The organism is Nocardia sp. NPDC056000 (assembly GCF_042269265.1).
Lineage (GTDB): Bacteria > Actinomycetota > Actinomycetes > Mycobacteriales > Mycobacteriaceae > Nocardia.
Genome location: NZ_JBHJXS010000004.1, coordinates 464,803 through 483,241, shown reverse-complemented (window position 1 = coordinate 483,241; position 18,439 = coordinate 464,803). Strand labels below are relative to the sequence as shown.

At 63.5% G+C, this 18,439-nt stretch carries 20 protein-coding genes; 10 read left to right on the top strand and 10 right to left on the bottom strand.

Annotated features, from left to right (window positions below; genetic code table 11):
• Window positions 1-147: 147 nt before the first annotated feature.
• Both ACFC4D_RS14605 and ACFC4D_RS14600 read right to left on the bottom strand, forming a co-directional pair.
• On the bottom strand, window positions 148-660 hold the full coding sequence (locus ACFC4D_RS14605) for a nitroreductase/quinone reductase family protein (RefSeq protein WP_376063335.1): 513 nt from the start codon (window positions 658-660) through the stop codon (window positions 148-150).
• A 98-nt stretch (window positions 661-758) separates the two neighbouring features.
• Window positions 759-1,394: an SDR family NAD(P)-dependent oxidoreductase gene (locus ACFC4D_RS14600; protein ID WP_376063334.1), complete on the bottom strand. Its 636-nt coding sequence runs from the start codon at window positions 1,392-1,394 to the stop codon at window positions 759-761.
• Window positions 1,395-1,597: 203 nt separating this feature from the next.
• Between ACFC4D_RS14600 and ACFC4D_RS14595 the strand changes: the two genes are divergently transcribed.
• Window positions 1,598-2,398 carry a helix-turn-helix transcriptional regulator gene (locus ACFC4D_RS14595; RefSeq protein ID WP_376063332.1) on the top strand — a complete coding sequence of 267 codons (801 nt, stop codon included), beginning with the start codon at window positions 1,598-1,600 and terminating at the stop codon, window positions 2,396-2,398.
• Between the two features lie 81 nt (window positions 2,399-2,479).
• On the opposite strand, the gene ACFC4D_RS14590 is transcribed toward ACFC4D_RS14595, so the two are convergent.
• The 3 genes from ACFC4D_RS14590 to ACFC4D_RS14580 form a co-directional block, all read right to left on the bottom strand.
• Window positions 2,480-3,199, bottom strand: coding sequence for a DUF6304 family protein (locus ACFC4D_RS14590; RefSeq protein ID WP_376063330.1), 720 nt, complete (start codon window positions 3,197-3,199; stop codon window positions 2,480-2,482).
• 97 nt (window positions 3,200-3,296) lie between these two features.
• Window positions 3,297-3,689 (bottom strand): hypothetical protein, encoded by a 393-nt coding sequence (locus ACFC4D_RS14585; RefSeq protein ID WP_376063329.1) that lies wholly within the window; start codon window positions 3,687-3,689, stop codon window positions 3,297-3,299.
• Window positions 3,690-4,337: 648 nt separating this feature from the next.
• Window positions 4,338-5,429 (bottom strand): hypothetical protein, encoded by a 1,092-nt coding sequence (locus ACFC4D_RS14580; RefSeq protein WP_376063328.1) that lies wholly within the window; start codon window positions 5,427-5,429, stop codon window positions 4,338-4,340.
• Between the two features lie 162 nt (window positions 5,430-5,591).
• On the opposite strand from ACFC4D_RS14580, the gene ACFC4D_RS14575 reads away from it, so the two are divergent.
• Entirely contained in the window at window positions 5,592-6,008 is a 417-nt protein-coding gene (locus ACFC4D_RS14575; RefSeq protein ID WP_376063326.1) for a hypothetical protein, read from the top strand.
• Between the two features lie 162 nt (window positions 6,009-6,170).
• Here ACFC4D_RS14575 and ACFC4D_RS14570 read toward each other — a convergent pair whose 3' ends face one another.
• Window positions 6,171-6,716: a hypothetical protein gene (locus tag ACFC4D_RS14570; protein ID WP_376063324.1), complete on the bottom strand. Its 546-nt coding sequence runs from the start codon at window positions 6,714-6,716 to the stop codon at window positions 6,171-6,173.
• A 227-nt stretch (window positions 6,717-6,943) separates the two neighbouring features.
• Between ACFC4D_RS14570 and ACFC4D_RS14565 the strand changes: the two genes are divergently transcribed.
• From ACFC4D_RS14565 to pip, 3 genes are all read left to right on the top strand, one after another.
• The gene (locus ACFC4D_RS14565; protein ID WP_376063322.1) at window positions 6,944-7,552 is read left to right on the top strand and encodes a ferredoxin; all 609 of its coding nucleotides are present in this window, start codon (window positions 6,944-6,946) and stop codon (window positions 7,550-7,552) included.
• 276 nt (window positions 7,553-7,828) lie between these two features.
• Window positions 7,829-8,338, top strand: coding sequence for a hypothetical protein (locus tag ACFC4D_RS14560; RefSeq protein WP_376063320.1), 510 nt, complete (start codon window positions 7,829-7,831; stop codon window positions 8,336-8,338).
• A gap of 82 nt (window positions 8,339-8,420) precedes the next feature.
• Window positions 8,421-9,359 carry a prolyl aminopeptidase gene (pip, locus tag ACFC4D_RS14555; RefSeq protein ID WP_376063685.1) on the top strand — a complete coding sequence of 313 codons (939 nt, stop codon included), beginning with the start codon at window positions 8,421-8,423 and terminating at the stop codon, window positions 9,357-9,359.
• A gap of 47 nt (window positions 9,360-9,406) precedes the next feature.
• On the opposite strand, the gene ACFC4D_RS14550 is transcribed toward pip, so the two are convergent.
• Window positions 9,407-9,766: a DUF4913 domain-containing protein gene (locus tag ACFC4D_RS14550; protein WP_376063319.1), complete on the bottom strand. Its 360-nt coding sequence runs from the start codon at window positions 9,764-9,766 to the stop codon at window positions 9,407-9,409.
• A gap of 458 nt (window positions 9,767-10,224) precedes the next feature.
• Window positions 10,225-10,881, bottom strand: coding sequence for a hypothetical protein (locus ACFC4D_RS14545; protein WP_376063318.1), 657 nt, complete (start codon window positions 10,879-10,881; stop codon window positions 10,225-10,227).
• Between the two features lie 208 nt (window positions 10,882-11,089).
• Between ACFC4D_RS14545 and ACFC4D_RS14540 the strand changes: the two genes are divergently transcribed.
• On the top strand, window positions 11,090-12,697 hold the full coding sequence (locus ACFC4D_RS14540) for an SMI1/KNR4 family protein (protein ID WP_376063317.1): 1,608 nt from the start codon (window positions 11,090-11,092) through the stop codon (window positions 12,695-12,697).
• A 289-nt stretch (window positions 12,698-12,986) separates the two neighbouring features.
• Here ACFC4D_RS14540 and rox read toward each other — a convergent pair whose 3' ends face one another.
• A complete protein-coding gene (rox, locus tag ACFC4D_RS14535) occupies window positions 12,987-14,471 on the bottom strand; it encodes a rifampin monooxygenase (protein ID WP_376063684.1) in 1,485 nt (494 codons plus the stop codon).
• Between the two features lie 355 nt (window positions 14,472-14,826).
• Here rox and ACFC4D_RS14530 point away from each other — a divergent pair, with 355 nt between their 5' ends.
• The 4 genes from ACFC4D_RS14530 (at window position 14,827) to ACFC4D_RS14515 (ending at window position 17,520) form a co-directional block, all read left to right on the top strand.
• Window positions 14,827-15,105, top strand: a complete 279-nt coding sequence (locus ACFC4D_RS14530; protein ID WP_376063703.1) for a hypothetical protein — start codon at window positions 14,827-14,829, stop codon at window positions 15,103-15,105.
• Window positions 15,106-15,167: 62 nt separating this feature from the next.
• A complete protein-coding gene (locus ACFC4D_RS14525) occupies window positions 15,168-15,773 on the top strand; it encodes a hypothetical protein (protein WP_376063316.1) in 606 nt (201 codons plus the stop codon).
• Between the two features lie 119 nt (window positions 15,774-15,892).
• Window positions 15,893-16,687, top strand: a complete 795-nt coding sequence (locus ACFC4D_RS14520; protein WP_376063315.1) for a hypothetical protein — start codon at window positions 15,893-15,895, stop codon at window positions 16,685-16,687.
• A 263-nt stretch (window positions 16,688-16,950) separates the two neighbouring features.
• Window positions 16,951-17,520 carry a hypothetical protein gene (locus ACFC4D_RS14515; protein WP_376063314.1) on the top strand — a complete coding sequence of 190 codons (570 nt, stop codon included), beginning with the start codon at window positions 16,951-16,953 and terminating at the stop codon, window positions 17,518-17,520.
• A 132-nt stretch (window positions 17,521-17,652) separates the two neighbouring features.
• On the opposite strand, the gene ACFC4D_RS14510 is transcribed toward ACFC4D_RS14515, so the two are convergent.
• Window positions 17,653-18,171, bottom strand: a complete 519-nt coding sequence (locus tag ACFC4D_RS14510) for a hypothetical protein (protein WP_376063313.1) — start codon at window positions 18,169-18,171, stop codon at window positions 17,653-17,655.
• Window positions 18,172-18,439 lie beyond the last annotated feature (268 nt).

Here is an 18,439-nt window from a genome sequence, read left to right as displayed (position 1 = left end):
CTTCGCGCGTTCGGTCAAGTCAGCGTGGCCTGCGGACATACGAGCGCTCACAGCGCGGGCTCGAGGGGTTTGGATGAGTCGATGCTGTGCTGACCGAACCGGCCAGCACAGCACGCCGACGGATCAACGGGCCCGTTCCGGGAGCGCTCAGCTCTCGCCGAGCAGGGTCAGCACGACCAGTGGAATCGGCCGGTCGACCTTGGACTGGAAGTCCGCCAGCAACGGGTTTTCGGCCAGCACCCAGGCTGCGAACTCGTCGTATTCCGCAGCTTCGAGCACCTTGCCGATCGCCCGGTGGGTCTTGTCCCCGAGCTCGATGGTGACCTGCGGATTCGCCTTGATGTTGTACCACCAGGCCGGGTACTTGTCCTCGATGAATGAGCTCACGTACATGATGTTGTCCCGGTACAAGGGGCCCAGCGGAGTCGTGTGCCGCTTACCGCTCTTGGCTCCGGTGGTAGTGAGCAGGATGAGGTCCCCGCCCGCGTACGCGCCGCCCACCCTGCCCGAGTTCTCCCGGAATTCCTTGATCACATCATCGTTCCAGTTGGCGATGCCGCCGTCCTGGTCCCACGCTTGATTCCATGGTGCGTTCGGATCGTTGTAGTCGGTGATGTCGGCTTGATCCGGCTGTCCCACAGTCGATTCGGTTTCGCTCATGAATAGAGTATGTCCGCGAATTAGGACAGATCGCGTCCTAGCTCGACGACGATCTCGAGGAAATTCGCAAGGCATTCTGCGAGCCATAGCGTGGGATGTCAGCGCAGGACGATCAGCGGCTGGTCGCGTTCGGTGTGCATGCGCCACAACTGCTGGGCCACCGCGTCCGGTTCGTGCCGGGCACCGGGTCCCAGCGGCCCGACGATAGTGACCTGTGCGGCGTGCACTGCCTGGTTGGCGAGTGCGTCGTGAAGCATTCGCACGTACGCGGATTCGGCCGCGTAGGCGATCGCCGACACCGCGCGATCGCGGTGGGGTTCGACGGCCGCGCCGCCGGTGGTGAACAGCAGGGTGCTGTTTCGCTGGTTGACCATGTCGGGCAGAACCGTACGCACCGCCGCCGCCGCGGCGACGACATTCAACGCCACCGCGTTCGCGATATCGGAGGGCTCGGTGTCGAGCACCGGCTTGATCCACGACAGGCTCGGACGCGGGCTGAACAGCGCCACCTGAACCGGACCGAGTCGTTCGCGGAGTGCGCCCAGCGCCGCCTCGAGTTCGTGGGGGTTGGTGATATCGGCGGACTCGGTCGAGGTAGTGATGCCTTCGGAGTTCAGCTCGTCGGCCATCGCCGCCAGGCGTTCGGCGTCCCGGGCGATCAGGCCGACAGGATGTCCCGCGCGGCCGAACCGGCGCGCCGCCGCGGCACCAAGACCGGGCCCGGCGCCTATCACGACGAAAGCGCCCGTGCCGCTGATACTTTCACCAGATCCGTACTCATCGTCAACGCCTCGTCGGCGTCGATCTCCGCTCGCAGGTGTTTCGTTCGTCATGCCTCCCATGGCACCAGCGGGCCCGCGACCGTGCCACACCCCTATGAGGGTGGCTCTCGGAGGGTCACCTACGCGAATTCCACCCGCCGGTAGAGTCGCTGGCGATGGCTCTCGACGACAACCAACTCGGCTCCTTCCTGCGCAGCCGCCGGGAGAAAATCGATGCCACCTCCGCGGGTGTCATCGACACCACGCGCCGTCGGGTCACCGGACTGCGCCGCGAGGAGCTGGCACTGCTGGCCGGGGTCAGCCCGTCCTACTACACCCGCATCGAACAGGGCCGCGACCGGCATCCCTCCCGCGAGATCCTCGAGGCCCTAGCCCGCGCGCTACGACTGGACGACACCGAGCGCACCTACCTGTGGTCCCTCGCCACACCGCCCCTCAACCCCACCGACATCCACCCCGCCCCCACCGTGCGCCCCGGACTGCTGCGGCTGCTCGAACGCTGGACCGACCTGCCCGCGTTCGTCGTCAACCCCGCCCGCGACGTGCTCGCCGCCACCACCCTCGCCACCCGGGTCAACCCGGCCTGGAGCGCCGGACACAATCTGATCGAATTCACCTTCCTCGACCCGCGCGCACCCCAGGTCTACCCCGACTGGAACGACATCAGCCAGCAAGCCGTCGCCGGCCTGCGCGCCACCGCCGGCACCCGCAACACCGAACTCGCCCCCTTCATCGCCGACATGCGCCGCCGCAGCGAAACCTTTCGCGCCCTGTGGGACTCACACGACGTCTACGACCGCGTAACCGGCGACAAACGACTCCACGTGGACGGCATCGGCATTCTGCACCTGAGCTTCGAAACCCTCGCCGCCGCCGGCCCCGAGGGCCACACGCTCTACATCTACTTCCCCCAACCCGGCAGCACAGACGACCGAGCACTCCGCAGCCTCACCTGACCGACCTCGCATCTCGGAAGATCAGTGGGCGCCGACTATCCAGGTTGGCGGGAGCTACGCCCGCTCTGCCACTCGGCGGATCTACCCGCGGTAGCCCGTACCGGCGATTCTCAGCCGGTACTGCGGGCACAGGTACGTCTCGGGCACGTGTTCGGTGACCGGGACACTCCAGATGTCCGCCTTGGACCTGACTGCCAAATATTGCTCCTTGGCGTCACGATGGCATCGCATACCCATCACCAGACTGCTCGCAGGCGAGTAGTCCGAATACAGACACGTAAAGCAGCACACCAGAGACGTGTCCGCCGCGCACGCGGTGGCCAGTTGTGCCAGCCCGGTTTCGAGTGCGTCGCAGTCCGTTTCGTACGTCGTCCCGTCTATCGTCACCGCGAGATGCATCTTGTCCGGCTCCGGATCCGGATTCAGTTCGAACGTAAAGCGGATAATCTCGGTGCGGCGTATCCCGCGCACCTCGATGGCGCACGGCAACTCGCCGCCCAGCGTGCAACTGGTCAGGTCGTTGAATCGGTCCAGCGGCAACGAGTCGCAGGCCCTGGAATTGCCGGGGTCCGGCCCCAGGGCATCGAACTGCCCGCCGCCAATCGGAATCCCGCGCACCACCGTACGGAGTTCGTAGTTCCCTCCCATATCCGGCGTATCGAAGGGCTCTACCTGCCACACAATCGGCTCACAGCCTCGCTCATCGGCATAGCTCCCAGGAAATGACCACGGCCGCATTCGATCCACCACGAACGTCATTGTGCCGCAAGCCATATCGCCGTGTCCGCGATTGCCGTCCATCGGACGTGACGACGACTCGCAACGGCTGCTGGCGCGGTCGGCGACGGCATGGACGCGCCCGTACGAGACTGCCGAACTCGTTGGCGGCGGCTAAGGCTCACCGCTGTGTCTGGCTCCATCCGCTGGAGAGCGTTGAGACAAACAACAGCGTTTCAAGAAGAGCCTGACGGGGCACGTCCGCCAGAATCGTGGTCCACCCGACAATATACAAGCCGACAAGGAGCACGCCCCCTGCCACGATCGCGCCGACTTTCCTGCGCATCGTCACAGGCTTCCGCGCAGCGGCCGAGGTGCCGGCGTCCTGCACAAGCGAGACGAAAAGCATTGTCACAGCGCCGAACATCGCCACCGCGCAGGCAACCTTCGCGAACATGTCGGTCACATCGCCGGTGGTCAACAACCTGACCGTTCCGGCGACGAACAGCGCGACGCACGCAGCGGTGAAAGCCAGCTTGATCTGTGAAAAACGTTTCGGCTGTACAGATGTCACTTCGATCCCCCACGTCCTCAGCCTCGAGCAGCCGGACCATACACAATGCGCGGTAACAGGTTCGTTTCGGCCGCCACCGAGCGGCCAAGAGGTGATGCTTCGGTGAACACTCGCGTCCGCCGTGCCCCCGTCGACACACCGCCGAGATGCGGAGCGCACCTTAGGAACTCGAAGACCTCCGCACCGTTCATGCCCATCGACGAACCACGGTGGGACCGTGCGTTCCTTGATCCCTCGATCGCGCTCAAAGCGCGACTGTCTCGCCACCGTGCCGTCCCGACGCCTGTAGTTCCAAATGCCTTCCTGGGAACCGGCTTCGTCGGCGTGGTGAACTCACGGGATGGAGAAAGCAATGGACCTGGATACCCACTTCGCCTGCCGGATACGGGAATCCGGGCTCGAGCCGATCGACCCGAACAGCCTCAACGAGCGTGAATACCTGCGGCAATTCGCTGCGCGCCCAGGCATGTTCATCGGCTTCGCCAGTGTTCGTGGCGTGACATGCTTCCTCGACGGCTACGACTATGCCGCGCGTCGCTCGGGAGGGCCTGGACTGGACGGCTTTCGCGACTGGCTTCTCACGAATCATCTTCGCCGCCAAAGCAGCTTTGCCTGGCCCGAAGTCTCGACTGCTCGACATGCCGGGCGTCATTGCCCACCCGCTTGGCGTCGGCGTAGCTCGCCGAGGGTACGGGTCGCCCACTCGCGAGATCGTTCGTTGTCCGATGCCGCGGTGAGCACCGAATGCCATGTGGGTGTGGCCAGTAGTGACCAGTAGCCGGTGTGCAGCGGTTCCAGGGTTGCCCAGTTCGGTGGAGGCACGTTGGGGCGGCCGTCCAGAAAGCATGCGAGGGCCCACACCGACTGATAGCGAACCAAATTTGGTGGGAGCGCACTGATGCGTGAGAGGTAGTGCGCGAGAGCCTGTTCGGAGTGCACGTACTCCCACAGGGTTCCGCCCATGCCGTCGCACCAGGCCAGGGTGGAGAGGAGGTTGCCGGTGTGGTCGATGAGAGCTTCGTCGGCGTCGGGTGCGGCTATCGCGTCGTGGACCGGCGCGGCACACGCGACATTGTAGGCGAATTCGCCGTTCAGATGGTGTCCGTCGCAGGCCCTGCGCAATAGCCACCAATCTGCCGCGGGATCAGCCAGCTCACAGATGGCGCACACCGCGTACACCCGACCCCAGCCCGCGGTGCGGTCGGCGAGCCAGATGAGGTTGGCCGTGGCGTCCGGCAGTCGGGTAAGGGCCTGGGAGGCGAGTAGCCCGAACGTGTCCGACAGCAAACCGATTGTCTGAATCAACGAGATATCGTCCTCGGTGCCCACGACCGCGAGCAACGCCATGCCGAGCACGGTCGGGTTCTGGTCGGTACTGGTACGAGCGAGGTGGCGGCCGAGCTCGCGAGCCTGGCCGGGGTCCGCGCGGCGGATCGCCGCCGCGATCGATGGCCACAGAGCGATCCCGATGTCGTAGTCGACAACCTCGCGATACAGACGGGCGATATCGCGGTGTTCAGTTGGCGCGCTGAAGAATTCGTCGATGAGCCGACTCGTGCGGGCACCCTGGTCGTCGGACCTGTCCGCACTCCACACGCGGTTTCGTCGGCGGTCTGCATCCGGGTACGGTTCACCGTCGCGAGGCAGCGGAACGTCCGGATATCTGTGAACGAGGGCGAGCGCGTGTTGGTAGAAGGTGGTCGGAGAGTTGGGCTGGGTGGAGCCCGTGGATGCGCTCATCGCGCAGGGGTGAGCTCGATTCTTTCGATCATGGGAACCGATACTGACAGGCGTTGAGGGCCTTCGCAATTGGATTGAGCCGTGCTGGTTCGAGGTTCCCCGGGCAACCGAGCATTCGCGCGGCATTGACCACTGTGCGCCGCAGCCGCGAGGATCACCACCATGACCACAGCAGCCTGGCTGAACACCGCCGACCAGTTCATGCCTGGCGCTGAGCTCTATCGCAGCGAACGTTGCTTCACTATGTGGGCGTACACGATCAGCCACGGGCAGTTGCTATTCCGCAGCAGGCAAGGACAAGACTGGCTGCGTCGCGACTATGGCACCACCATCGACGTGTTGTTCAAACCAACCATCGCGATGAAGCTTCAGGACCGCTATGAAGGACTGGTGATCCGATGCGCTACCGACGACGAAGCTGCTCAGGTACTGGCAGACCTTCCAAATGTGAGCCTGTTTCCCGACGATCGGATCATCGTCCTGGAAGGGGCCGGCACCACCGGCTACATCGTCTGCAAGGCGATGGGCTGGCACGAGGGAGTCCTGGACGTGCGACAGCACAGCTTCTTCGACCTATGATGTCGAGTCCGACTCGCGACGAAATACGGCCGATCGGAAGGAATCGAACCCGGCGGCATTAACGCGGTGAACCGAGTTCCCGAGGCGGTGCCTGCCGATACCTGGGGCGCAGCTCCCCTCGAGATCGGTTCTGTTCCGAAATCGGACCAAAATGCCTGGGCGTCAAAGCATCCACACATATGTGTCGGGCGCCGGTTCGACGCGTTGCAGCAGACCCCAGTCGAAGATCGCGAACCATGTGCGTTCGTGTCCTGAGCCGGAATCGACACCTCGGAAACAGGCCACGGTTCCAGGGCCGCCGAATCCGTCGAAAACGTCCGTCGGGCCTAAGCGTCCATCGTGGAACTCATCCCATGTACACGACCACGGTGTCAGATCCGCGACCGATGCCAGAGGCGGTGGTGAAAAGCCAGGTGCCCGATAAAGAGTTCTGAGCATGTGCGGCTGATTCGGCAGCTGCATCCATTCCAAACGCAGTCCGGGCCAGAACGGCAGATCCCATGCCGCATAGCGAACCTCACGACCGTGACGACGTTCGACCCGGTCCGAAGCCGGTGCGCCCCATGCCGATATGTACTCATCGATGGTGCTGAACTTGTTCGTCGCTTCGGCGAACCACCATCGCTTTTCAGCGGCCTCGGCCTGCTCGCGCGTGGCACCGATCCGAACAAGCAGTTCCTCTGCTCGGGCCGGAGCGCTCTTGCACATCGCGACAGCATCGATAACTGGAAGTCGTACAGCGTCGTCACACGCTCACCGGCCATGTTGCCCTCCCCGTCGGCGCGATCGATACCGAAAGTACCAGCACTCGGCAAACCGGCTTCTCAGACAGACCGTGCTGCACGGCATCCGACTTCTCCCACGGCCGAAGATCTACCGGCAGTATTGATCTCACCACAGCGAATGTTCGCTACCGCCGAGTCGAGTGTGCTGCGGTGGCCGAACTCAATCGATACGGTGAGCACGTGTATTGGGATCCACTACCGACTGTCGCTGTCTCGCAAACACTTCCGATCGCAGGCGCGGGACCGGGGAATTCGCTGGGACCGCCGAGCGACTATCTACGCGGTGTGTGGAGTGAGCGGGATTGGCGCAACGTTCCCGGCCCTTTCTATGGCGCGCAAACCGATTCGTGTGGGACGGGCCCGCTCGCCGCTCCCGATCACGTCCTGCTCGAGGACGAGTACGGCAGCGAAGTGGTGTTCCGGCAACCCCGAACCGTGCACGAGACACAGCTGGTCCTGACCGCGGCATGGTCGGATCCTTTCGCCGGCTACGCCTGCGACGGCGACGATCACTGGACACTGGGACAGATCCGGCAGTGGTGGGCCGATCGAACTCGCCTGGTCGAGTGGATCGATCGCGTCGACCGCATGTGGTCGATCAGCGATCACGAGTACGAGCGCGCGCACGCCTCCGCTGTGCGCGCCTACCACCACTATCTCGAGCACGGGCTCGAAAACGACCTACGGGAGTACGGGTTCTGGCTCGAGCATCGCCGCGCTATCACCCCTGCTGACACGCTGCCCGACCTCGGACCCTAACCGGTCGATTCGTTATCGCCATTCGCGTTCATCGAGCCCTTGAACCCTGTCATGGATCTGCTGGAGGAGCGCTGGATCGGGCTCGGCAGGCCATGGGCCATAGGCATCTGCTACTGCATGCGCGCTGACTGAAGCGGCCAGCGCGAGGTGCTGGAAGATCAACCAGCCGTGGCGATCCGAGGCCACGGAACGCACGGCACTGTCGAACTGACGACGGCCGTCACTCGGTCAATATCCGCTATCCGCAGGAAGTCTCGTCGACGTAGGGTCCGACGTATGGTCGAGTACATTCGCTGCAGCGTATGCCGATCCCCAACGGTATTCGAGCGCCCATGGGGACGGCTGTGCACCCCGTGCGCCGAACGTGTACTGGCGGACGGGCCGTCGCAGATTCGGCGACCGCGGGCGGTGGCGGCGCGCCGAGACGTCTTGGTCGCCCGGTTTCCCGGGCTGGAGACCGTCAAGGACACGCCTGCGGTATTGCAATTGGGCGGATCGGCCCAGGGGCGCCGAGTCGAGGTCCGACTGCGAATCAAGGTTCGCGAACTCACCTACGAGCGGTACATCTTCCATGTCGAGTACGCCCCGTCGGCCCCGTTGTTGACCGTGCCCGATCTGGATCTACCACCGCACATGGTCGATCTGGTGCAGTGGCAGTCACCGAAGATCACTCAAACCGAAGTGCGTTGGCTCCGAGTCGCTTTCCGGCATTTGGGCAAGTGGGATACGGTGACCGCTCTCGAGCGGTTGCTGATCGCCGCACAGCGGCACGATGACGGTCAGTGATCACTGCGTGCTGCTCGATCCCGCCGGGCCGAGGCTGTCGCTGCTGCGATACCGGTAGGGTCGCGGCGTGGTGACTGGTGCGATGTTCATGCCGATCGAGCCGTTCGCGTCCGGGAGGCTCCCGGTCGGGGACGGGCACGAGATCTATTGGGAGACATCGGGGAATCCGGACGGTAAACCGGCGTTGTTTCTGCATGGTGGCCCCGGCGCCGGCATGGGACCGGGTTATCGTCGCCGGTTCGATCCACGGATGTATCTGATCGTCGGGTTCGAGCAACGCGGGTGTGGCCGTAGTGTGCCGCTGGCTCAGGCTCACTCGGATGCGCTGTCGGTCAATACGACTGCGCATTTGATCGCCGATATCGAGGCATTGCGAGCTCATCTCGGTATCGGGCAGTGGTTGGTCAACGGTGTTTCCTGGGGTACGACACTGGCTTTGGCCTACGCGCAGTCTCATCCGCGTGCGGTCAGCGAACTGGTTCTCATGGCCACGACTCTGACCAATCCCGCTGCTGTCGAGTGGATCACCGAGACGGTCGGGCAGCTGTTTCCTGTCGAATGGGAGGCATTCCGTGCGGCCTCCGGTGCCCAGCCGGGTCAACGGTTGGTCGACGCCTACTACGAGTTGCTCACCGCACCCGACGAACAGGTGCGGGCTCGGGCGGTGCGGGCGTGGATGGCCTGGGAGGACGCACACGTGTCCCTCGGCGCGAAATCGGTTCCAGCTGAGCGTGATCCGATGTGGTGTCAGGTGTTCGCCACCCTGGTGGTGCATTACTGGAAGCATGCCGCTTTTCTGCCGCCGTCGGCACTGCTGGATGGCGTGCGGCTGTTGCAGGGGATCCCGGCGGTGCTGATTCAGGGAAAGCTCGACGTCAGCGGGCCCTCGGCTATGGCCTGGAATCTGCATAAGTCATGGCCGGGAAGCCGATTCGTGCTGATCGACGATGAGGGACATGGCGGTCCGAAGATGGTCCAGGCCATGATGGACACGATCGCCGACTTCGCGGGCCACCGCTGAATCACTTGCACGCGAGGCACATCCGGCCGAGCACACCACCATGCGGTTCAGGCTGACTTGAAGAGGCCCGGCGGCGTCGCGATCAGATGCAGCGGCGGCATTTCGTCGGAGTGTCCGGATGCGGTGGAGCAAAACTGGAAGGGGCCGTCCGGGTCGAACAAGATGCTCATATGCGGATCGGCGTGGTCGAGAAACCACACGCTCAAACCCGTTCTGCTATCGAGCCGACAGTGCTCCCACGCCCGCCACATGGCATCCAGTCGCGCGACGGCCTCAGCGTGCATCCACCACCGCGGACACCACACTCGACGGCCCTTACCGACTTCTCGCCGGTACACCAGACTGAGATAGTTCTCCACGAATTCAACGACAGATCCGTATACCGACGGAGAGTTGCTTGGGTCCACGGAACATTGAACATACTCGGCCGCAGGAGGTTCGGCGCGCTTGGACCAGGACGTCGGTAGCCCGAGACCATCCCGAACGGTTGCCCTGCCTTCATCGCAGTGCGTCAATGTACGACGCATACGGAGGCGGCATCGGGCTAGCATCGCACGAGTGTGGTTCAAAAAGTACGTGATCGTGTTCGGGGTGCTGTTGGTTTTGTCCTGCGGGTTGTGGGTGTTCGGTAAGTGGGTGGAGAATCCCGCCTTGTTCGACTTCTCGGACTGTTCGGGAGCCTACTGTCCGCCGGAGGTATACCAGTCGAATGCCGCGCAACCGACCGTGACAACAGGGCCGGATGGGCGGAGTTACGATACGGCTTCATCGGTTTCGTGTTGTCGATAATCCGCGGCTTTCTCCATGCTGGACAGACCTTCGTCGAGATCTGTGAACATCCGGGCACGCCGATGACACGACGTCGCTAGCACCTTGGATCGCGGGTGAGCGATTCCCGCCAGGTCGCCCACCGCTCCGTATTGTTGGTTCGCCGCATGGCGGCAACTGCCGGTGCCAAGATGCGGGCGTCATGATCGTCGACACCCCAGCCGATCGGATACGGGTACCGGTTGCTGTAATCCCGCATCCACCACAGAACGAGATTGTCGTAACCCGTGAGAACCTGGGTCTCTATATTGCCGCGTTCGAATCTCTCGACTTCCCAGCCTCCGGCCGAACGCGGCTCGGCCGAAAACACTGGATCCCCGCCCCAACGCCACGCACCTGAGGCATACATTTCCGGTGCCGACAGCTGAGGTGGCGCAAGCCGCGGTTGAGCGGTCGTGAGCGCGTCGGCGAGAGTCGCGGGTGTCCAAGGCGCTGGGAAGTAGGTGGCCATGCAAATCTGGAGCACCAGTGGGTCCAAAGGTCTGGGTTCGGTGTGCATCGGCAGGCTACGGGTGAGCACGTCATTGAGGACCTGGGTCGAAAAGGACGGAGCGTCGTTGTCGATCAACGCGACGTAGAGCTGAAGCATACGAAGGAAACCATGGTGCTCGTCCCATGTGGCGAACGGCGGAATCGGGATCGTTGCGACAGTGGGTCGGTCCCATGGCACGTCGGCCGGTATGAACATTCCCATGATGTCGAGTTTGCCAGCCAGACAACGGAAGCCCTCATTCTGAATCGCTATCGCTCCGTCGGATGAACGAGCTGTATTTCACAGCCGCCGACGATGTTATGCGCGCCGAGCCGAATTCATCGCATCGGGTTTCTCGCGGCTGGGAGTCCGGTCTTGTCGGTGTGGGTGGCTAGGGTGACCGCGACACGATCGGCGATGGGTGACCAACATGACTGAATTGATCGAGCAGATCGAGAAGCTGGTACGAGAGCTCGCAGCGAGCGGCGCGACAGCGGGAACATTGGAGCTGCACAACGGAATGGGCGGCTACGGCACGATGTTTCGCAACGTGCAACTGTTCGGCATGCCGAAGCCGGGGTGGCCGGACACCGCGGTCATAGCGGCGGCGGTGCGTGCTGAACTGGGCGCGGGTGCGGACGATTTGGCGCAGCTACGGTTGCGGTTACTGGGCGATGGCTATGAGTTCCAGTACCGTTGCGCGCCAACGCATCACCACAACTACGAATGGTTCGAGTGGGAGTCGGCCCGACAGGTGGTCCTCGACCCCACTTACCGCTATCCAGGCCATGCTATTCCGGTTCCGTCCACCGACGCCGACTACGATGACCGGCCCACCGATCCGGAGTTGGTCGACACTGTGACCGACTTGGTCCGCGAGTACGTAGAGCTGCACACGCGGCAAGAAGGCGACGCACCGCAATTGGGCGCCGCAAACACCGAAGCGGAAATCGCAGCAGCCGAGGCCAGAATCGGTTTCCGACTGCCGGAGGAGCTGCGTGCGCTGTATCGGGTGGTGGGCCATGACTACGACGACCGGGGTCTGCTGGCGTTCACCCGCCTGATGCCTTTGGCTGCCGTCGCCGCGGCCCACCTCAACGACGACACCGACACGGCGCAGCTGGAATACGGCCACGGCACCATCGGGGCCTGGAAGGACTCGCTGTTCGCCGGCATCGATCGCATCGTGTTCGAATCCTGGCCCCACGGCGTGGTGCGCCGAATCTCGCGCAGCCCCAAGTGGCTGATTATCGGCACCAGCGACCGCGATGTGACCGCCGTCGACCTCGACCCCGGCCCGATCGGCGTGTCCGGGCAGGTGATCAAGTTCGAACCCGATGGGTGGTACGCCGCCTTCCGGCAGGACGATTCGGTTCTCGAGGTGCTGCGGCGGACAGTCGAGGCGCTGCGCGCGGGCGAGTCGGTGTTGGAGTACTACAACGCCCAAATCGAGGACCATCCGAATCGTGCGGCGTCCCTGCGCGGTGCGGGTGAATCGGTCTCGGAGCTTCCGGGTGCGATCGCCGTGCAGCAGCTGACGGTCGACGGCGGTGATTCGTTCGACAGCGCTGAACTGGCGTCGCTGCCCCTGCTGCGAGAGCTGCAAGTGCGCGGTGTCGAATCGGTGCGGCTGTCCGTGCCGCACACCGTCCCGCTGGAACAGCTGCATGTCCACGCGTCGCGCATCGACGTGGAGCCGCTCGCGGGCCACCCGACCCTGTGGGACCTCACCCTCTCGGGAGCGACCGAGCCGGTGCGCATCGGCCCGTTGGCGACACTGCCGTCGCTGCAACGCCTGGACATCTCGGCGATCGAGGTCAGCGACCTCGAGGCGATCGCCACGCTGCCGACCTTACGGGTGTTGGTTGCCACCATCGGGCAGTGGCAGTCGCTGCGCGCCCGGGACGCGGTGCCCGCCGCACTGGCTGCCGCGGAGCTGGCGGGCGACGCAGCCTTCGACGACGAAATCACTTGGGCCGCAAGCTTCGGCGTCGACCCCACCACCGCGTCGCTGCCGCTCGTGCGTGGCACGCTCTGACGAGTTCTTCGACATCTCGTACCGGGTGATCGGAGCCACACCCACGACCCCCGGGAGCGGCGACGGAAGAAGTCCTCTAAAGATGCCCGACCGCACAGCGGCTTGACCGCGGCAGCTCGACAAGTAGCGACCTACACGCTCAAGGCTCCCACACCGGGCTGCCTGAACCGACCAGCCCGGCACCCGAAAAATCTACGGGCTGAACGGCGCTCAGCCTTCGACTATGCGCGATAACGCCAAATTTCGGACGAATCGAGGCGGCCTGGCCGCCTCACATGCATTCCGATGGTCAGTCCCTATCGGCCGTTCGATCCTCCTCACAGGCTCTCGGTTGCTCCGTCGCGGAATCAGTGCCGGGCTGACCGAACCAGCGGGTGAGGTGGCTGTCCAGGTCCTGCTGATCGTCGCCGAGCCAGGCGACATGGCCGTCGGGGCGCAGCAGGACGCACGGAACATCCAGTGCCGCAGAGGAATCCGCGAGGTAGTCGACCCGGTCTGACCAACCGCCGACTGTCAGGCGTTCGGTGCGGTCCAGCAGCAGACCTCGGCCGCGATTCAGCAGACCGTAAAGGCGGCCCTGTTTCAGATCTATGTCGGGCAGGCGGCGGCCAAGCAGGTCGGGGCCCTCGCCGAAGTCGTAACGGATGTCGACGGCGGTGATCTTCTCGATCAGATAGCGATTCACCTCGTCGAAGTCCATCAGTTCGGTAAGCAGCCTGCGCACCGCCTGAGGACCTGGCTCGGTGGAGTGCAGTTCCGTTTGGGCACGGGTGTTGTCGAGTACGTCCGCGGCGACCGGATGACGTTCGATCTGGTAGGTGTCCAGCAGTGTTTCCGGCGCCCAGCCGCGGATCTGTGCGGCCAGTTTCCAGCCGAGGTTGACCGCGTCCTGAACGCCCAGGTTCAGGCCTTGTCCGCCGAAGGGCGGGTGGATGTGCGCCGCATCGCCGGCCAGCAGCACACGCCCGACCCGATAACGCTCGGCCAACCGAGTGGCATCGCCGAAGCGAGACAACCAGCGCGGGGAGTGCACGCCGAAATCGGTTCCGGCTATGGCGCGCAACTGTTGTTTGAAATCGTCAAGAGTGGGCGGCTCCGCACGATCGCTGACTCCCGCGGCGGGGACCACGACGCCGTAGACACCTTCGCCGAAGGGCTGGAGCCTGAAACGCTTATTGGTCGCATAGATTTCGCCCGCCTTGGCAGCGACCTCTTCCTGCGGCACACCCACTTCCATCTCACCCATGAGGGTGTCATTCCGTGAGGGTTCGCCGGGGAAGCCGACGCCGAGCAGTTTGCGCACCGTACTGCGCGCGCCGTCACAGCCGACGAAGTAACGCGCACGCAGGTTCTCCCCGTCGGCCAGCTCGACGGTCACGCCCTCGTTGTTCTGCTCGAAACCGGCCACCGCGCAGCCGCGTTGGACTTGCGCGCCCAACGCGATCGCATGTTGTTCGAGCAGGTGAACGATGACCGCCTGCGGAATGCCCAGCAGATAGGCGTGCGCCGAATCCAGGCCCTCGGGCGCGGGTTTGGCGATGGCGGCGAAGATACCGCCAACCGGTCGCCGTCTTCCACGTTCGAGCATGCGATCCAGCAGTCCACGCATCGCCATCAGCTCGAGACTGCGCATATGCAGACTGACTATGAGCACGAACGACACGGGCTCAGGTTCTTTCTCCAGAACGAGTACTCGCACATCGTGCAGCCGCAGTTCGGCGGCCAGCATCAAACCGGTCGGGCCGCACCCGGCGATGATCACATCGAATGTCAGTGGCGAGCGTTCGCTGCCGGAGGCCCGCGACCGGAGGCCGGGGACGTCACCGGAGGTGACATCGCGCTCGACCGTTACGTTCGACGACGGGGTGAACTGAGGAGAGTTCACAGATGTTGCCTTTCGGGAGTGCTGGTGAACGGCGCTCCCGGACGACGACCTATAGCCCGACCATGACCCACGAGGGGAGCACCCATGTCGATACTGCGTTCACGGCTACCACCTCCTCGGTCTCTTGCACGGCCTCCGGCAAAGTAGCAGTGGTCGCCGTGGCTCGCCAACAGGTTTTACGGAGAATGAAATCGCCCCGAACGCGCACTGCTCGGCTAATCACAGGCCGTTGATGAGAGACGGGGTGAGCACCGGGTCGAGGTCGGAAGACGGTGTCGAACACACGAAGCGGGCGGTAACCGGTCGGCCCAAGCTGGGCGAGTTCGACATCGATATCGACCTCGCGTGGACTCTGCTGCTTCTCATCGAAACCGGCCCGAATCCTGTGATCACAACCGAGCAGGAACCCGATGCCAAAGAGTGGCATCACACCCTCTGGATGCGAGCGGTCGCCGGTGGCCTGGTGGCACTGACCAAGGCACAGGAGCAGCCAGCACGTTTCCTCGAAAGATCAGTGGACTGAGTTGATCCCGAGGTCAGCAGAACGCACTGTTCTGCCGAGTTCCGGATATGAAATGCGATGGCATGCAGTCCCGTACTGCTGCAAAACTCCTGCCAATGAGTAACTCGTACGCGTTTCCGGCACACCGGACGCCCGACCTCGCCGAGGCCCTGCGCGTGGTCGACCAACTGCTGGCATTGGCTGATACCAGCCAGTTGGAACTGGACTTCGACATCGCGGTCACCACCCCCGAGGCACTGACACGTCTGTTGGCGGTGTTGCCCGAGGCTGATTGGTGGTGCATCGATCCCGAGCGTGAAACGGAAGTAGACAGTCCCTCGTCGCGCAGGGGCGACGACCCCTACACCAGCTTGCCGATCCACTTCTCACACTGGTGTGTGCCACCGGAATATCTTCACTCGGCGCTGGAAGCCATCGGCAGCGAAATGGCTGCTATCCGATGGGACTTCACGGCTTGGCCGCCGATTCCGGAGCTGAAACTCGACTCATCCGGGAGATGCGCGTACATCACGCTCAGCATCAACGCCCTCACCATCTGGCCGGATGAGCCGAGCCCTGACCACACCGTGCATATCCACGCGGCACAGCGCTATCCCGAACGAGCCCGCTGGCTGGCCGCGCAGGTCGGTCTCGAGATCATCGGCGACCCTGAAATGTCAGCCATGTGACCCCGGCAAAACAGCCGCTCGTGCCGCTTCCCGCGCTGACCCAACCGGCCAGCGCGTGGCACCGGAAGATCAATGGGCTGAACGCTGCTCGGCCTTCAGTAGTGGCACGGAAATGCCGAATGCAGCGCGAAGTGTCGTGGTTGCCGAGCCTGCTGGCACCACTAGGGTTCTCGGCTGTGGGCAACCATTTCAGCGCGGATGCGTTGGGCCTGGATATCTACATGACCAACGGCGGCACCGACGTGTTCTGCGATGTGATCGCATTGGCAGGCTCGTCAATGGCGCGCACGGTCTGGCAGCAGCATTTGGTGCTGCACTTCTGCGACCTGGAGCGGTTCCGCGCCGGTATCAGCGGGTTCGACCTGGCTGAGCTTCCGTGGACACAGGACTGCCAGGCTGAGCAAGATTTCTTCCTCGTCTTGCTCGACCGCGCGAACCGCCGAACCGGTTGGGAGAAGCTGCACTACACGCCATCGATCGACTACAACCTCGGCGCGTTCACGCAAATGCTCACCAGGTTTCGTCCAACCCCGACGATCAGCTCCGACTTCGGGGACTGGACCATCGCGCCGAAACCGTATCTCCTCGACAGATGCCTGCGGCACGAGGTCTTCCGAGGTGAGTTCGGGTGCCGCTTGTGCGACACCTGGACTCAACCCTCCGACGCTCCATTCGTTTGGGAAGTGATCAGTACTTACACCGTCGACGGAGCCCGCACCAGCGAGGCCATTGACCGCCAAGTACGGCAGGTCCCCGAGGAACTGATCCCTCGAATCTTCGCTCTCGCCGGTAATCCGGAGCCACGGGCAGTGGGGATATGGATCGAGCCACCACACCTTGAAGCGGTCTCCACCATCATCCAGATGCCACTCGATCCCCAGGCTCGTCGTTGGCTTGGTAAGGCCAAGGACTGAGCGCCACACCGAGTCCAGACACAGCCCTGAAACGTCCGCTCCTGCCGCGTGGCGCGCTGTTCGGGACGGCCAGCGCTGCGCGGCGGAAGATCAACTGGCGGTAGCTATCCGAGGCCGACGGAACGTACTGAACTGCCGACGAGCGATCGGGTCTAGCGGATACTTCATGCTGCCAATCTCGCCAGTGGAATCCCTCAGGGCTACAGCACTTTCCACCGCGTGGCGCACAGCCCGCTTTCGGGCATAACGGCAAACTTCCAAGGATGACCTGCAACTACGAGCGGCTTGAGATTCGTGCCGCGCACAGGTATTCCACGCGCCACACAAGTTGGTACTGGGGTTGGCTGGCAATTGACATGGTCGATCGCACCGCTGTGGGCATTGTGACGGCCAGGCTGTGGGAGGTATGCCCATTTCCGGAGGTTCAGACGCCTTATGCCCTGGTAGGTAGCCTGTATGCCCGAAAGCACCCGGGCCTTGGTGTCCACCTCCTTGTTCATGCACGGGATGAGCTGGCGCACTGGAAACCTGGTTCGATCAATCTGTATCGAACTGGCCAGGCCACTCAGAAGGGGAGAGAGGCATGCGACACGGCTGGTCTTCCGCTCAATCCTGACTTTCAACACCTACTCGATACGGGCAAACTTGCTTCGCTCCCCGTCTACAAGGAGGAGCTAGCAGTCCATTGGGGCCGTAAGCACCTTGAGACCGCGGCCGACTGGTTTGGCGTCGCTGCTGTTCCTGCAAAGGACAGCGAACTTGCGCTGCTAAGCCTCCTTCCCGAGAGTTTGAAGAACCCCTCGACCAACGACGGCCCGCAAATCGAACGGTAAACGTACTCAACTGCCGCATACCGCGCTGACCGCGGCGGCCAGCGCGGCCTAGCTGAAGGGCAATGGCCCCGGGGTATCTCGGGCCGGCGGGGTGTCCGCACATGCCGAATAGCGAGCGGTCGTCTGACCGCGTTACCAGCGCCAACGTTCGAACCAAGCGGGTTCCTGCCACACCGTGGCCTCACCGGGTTCGAACTGCAGATGGAATCTGCCCGCCTCAGTGAGATCTTCCGAGTTGCCGAGCATTGTCACCGTGCACACGTAGGAGCTGTTCGGCAGCTCGAACCTGTTCTCGTACCAGTTCAGGTCGTCCCAGAGATCCTCGCTCTCGCACTGGGCGATCGTCTGAAGCATCTCGCTGTTGACCAACACCAGCCTGCCCGCTGTCACAGCGATAGGACCTCGGGCCTGCATCTGGATCGATCCTCCCCGATCCACCGGGGACACCGAGACATCGACAGACCAACTGTCCTGGGCGCCCGTGGCCCAAAGCAGCAGGGTGCGTCTACTCATCTCGAGGTCGAAGTGCGACAACACCGCTGGCCAGTTGTCATGATCATCGACCGTCGGATGGTAAGCGCTGGGATCGATTACCCCGAGCATCCCCGTGCTGTCCGGCATCGCTGGAATGCGGAGTGAGAGTTCAGCCATTCCGTCCCGTCCGTCGCCACGTCAGCTCCAGACCGAGGTAACTGCAAATCCGATCGGACCAGAACGACTACAAACGATAGCGACCTCTGAAAACGAACTGCTCTGCCACCTACAGGGCCGTTCGGAACCGGACACGCCGCACCCATCCGAACGCACCCTCATGCCGCGACCCGCGCGTTGGTCGGCCGTCCAAACTGTTTGGCTGCCAACGCTTCCTGGTGCACTCTTCTGCCGATGATCGGGCTGTCGTACTCTGGCCCGGATCGCC

What these genes read in the sequence shown, in the direction of transcription:
- ACFC4D_RS14590 (WP_376063330.1), bottom strand. Translation starts at nt 3,199, where the DNA reads ATGGACGGCAATCGCGGACACGGCGATATGGCTTGCGGCACAATGACG.
- ACFC4D_RS14515 (WP_376063314.1), top strand. Translation starts at nt 16,951, where the DNA reads ATGACCTGCAACTACGAGCGGCTTGAGATTCGTGCCGCGCACAGGTAT.
- ACFC4D_RS14545 (WP_376063318.1), bottom strand. Translation starts at nt 10,881, where the DNA reads ATGGGAATGTTCATACCGGCCGACGTGCCATGGGACCGACCCACTGTC.
- ACFC4D_RS14580 (WP_376063328.1), bottom strand. Translation starts at nt 5,429, where the DNA reads ATGAGCGCATCCACGGGCTCCACCCAGCCCAACTCTCCGACCACCTTC.
- ACFC4D_RS14595 (WP_376063332.1), top strand. Translation starts at nt 1,598, where the DNA reads ATGGCTCTCGACGACAACCAACTCGGCTCCTTCCTGCGCAGCCGCCGG.
- ACFC4D_RS14605 (WP_376063335.1), bottom strand. Translation starts at nt 660, where the DNA reads ATGAGCGAAACCGAATCGACTGTGGGACAGCCGGATCAAGCCGACATC.
- pip (WP_376063685.1), top strand. Translation starts at nt 8,421, where the DNA reads ATGTTCATGCCGATCGAGCCGTTCGCGTCCGGGAGGCTCCCGGTCGGG.
- ACFC4D_RS14570 (WP_376063324.1), bottom strand. Translation starts at nt 6,716, where the DNA reads ATGTGCAAGAGCGCTCCGGCCCGAGCAGAGGAACTGCTTGTTCGGATC.
- ACFC4D_RS14560 (WP_376063320.1), top strand. Translation starts at nt 7,829, where the DNA reads ATGGTCGAGTACATTCGCTGCAGCGTATGCCGATCCCCAACGGTATTC.
- ACFC4D_RS14520 (WP_376063315.1), top strand. Translation starts at nt 15,893, where the DNA reads ATGCAGCGCGAAGTGTCGTGGTTGCCGAGCCTGCTGGCACCACTAGGG.
- ACFC4D_RS14540 (WP_376063317.1), top strand. Translation starts at nt 11,090, where the DNA reads ATGACTGAATTGATCGAGCAGATCGAGAAGCTGGTACGAGAGCTCGCA.
- ACFC4D_RS14510 (WP_376063313.1), bottom strand. Translation starts at nt 18,171, where the DNA reads ATGGCTGAACTCTCACTCCGCATTCCAGCGATGCCGGACAGCACGGGG.
- ACFC4D_RS14525 (WP_376063316.1), top strand. Translation starts at nt 15,168, where the DNA reads ATGCAGTCCCGTACTGCTGCAAAACTCCTGCCAATGAGTAACTCGTAC.
- ACFC4D_RS14575 (WP_376063326.1), top strand. Translation starts at nt 5,592, where the DNA reads ATGACCACAGCAGCCTGGCTGAACACCGCCGACCAGTTCATGCCTGGC.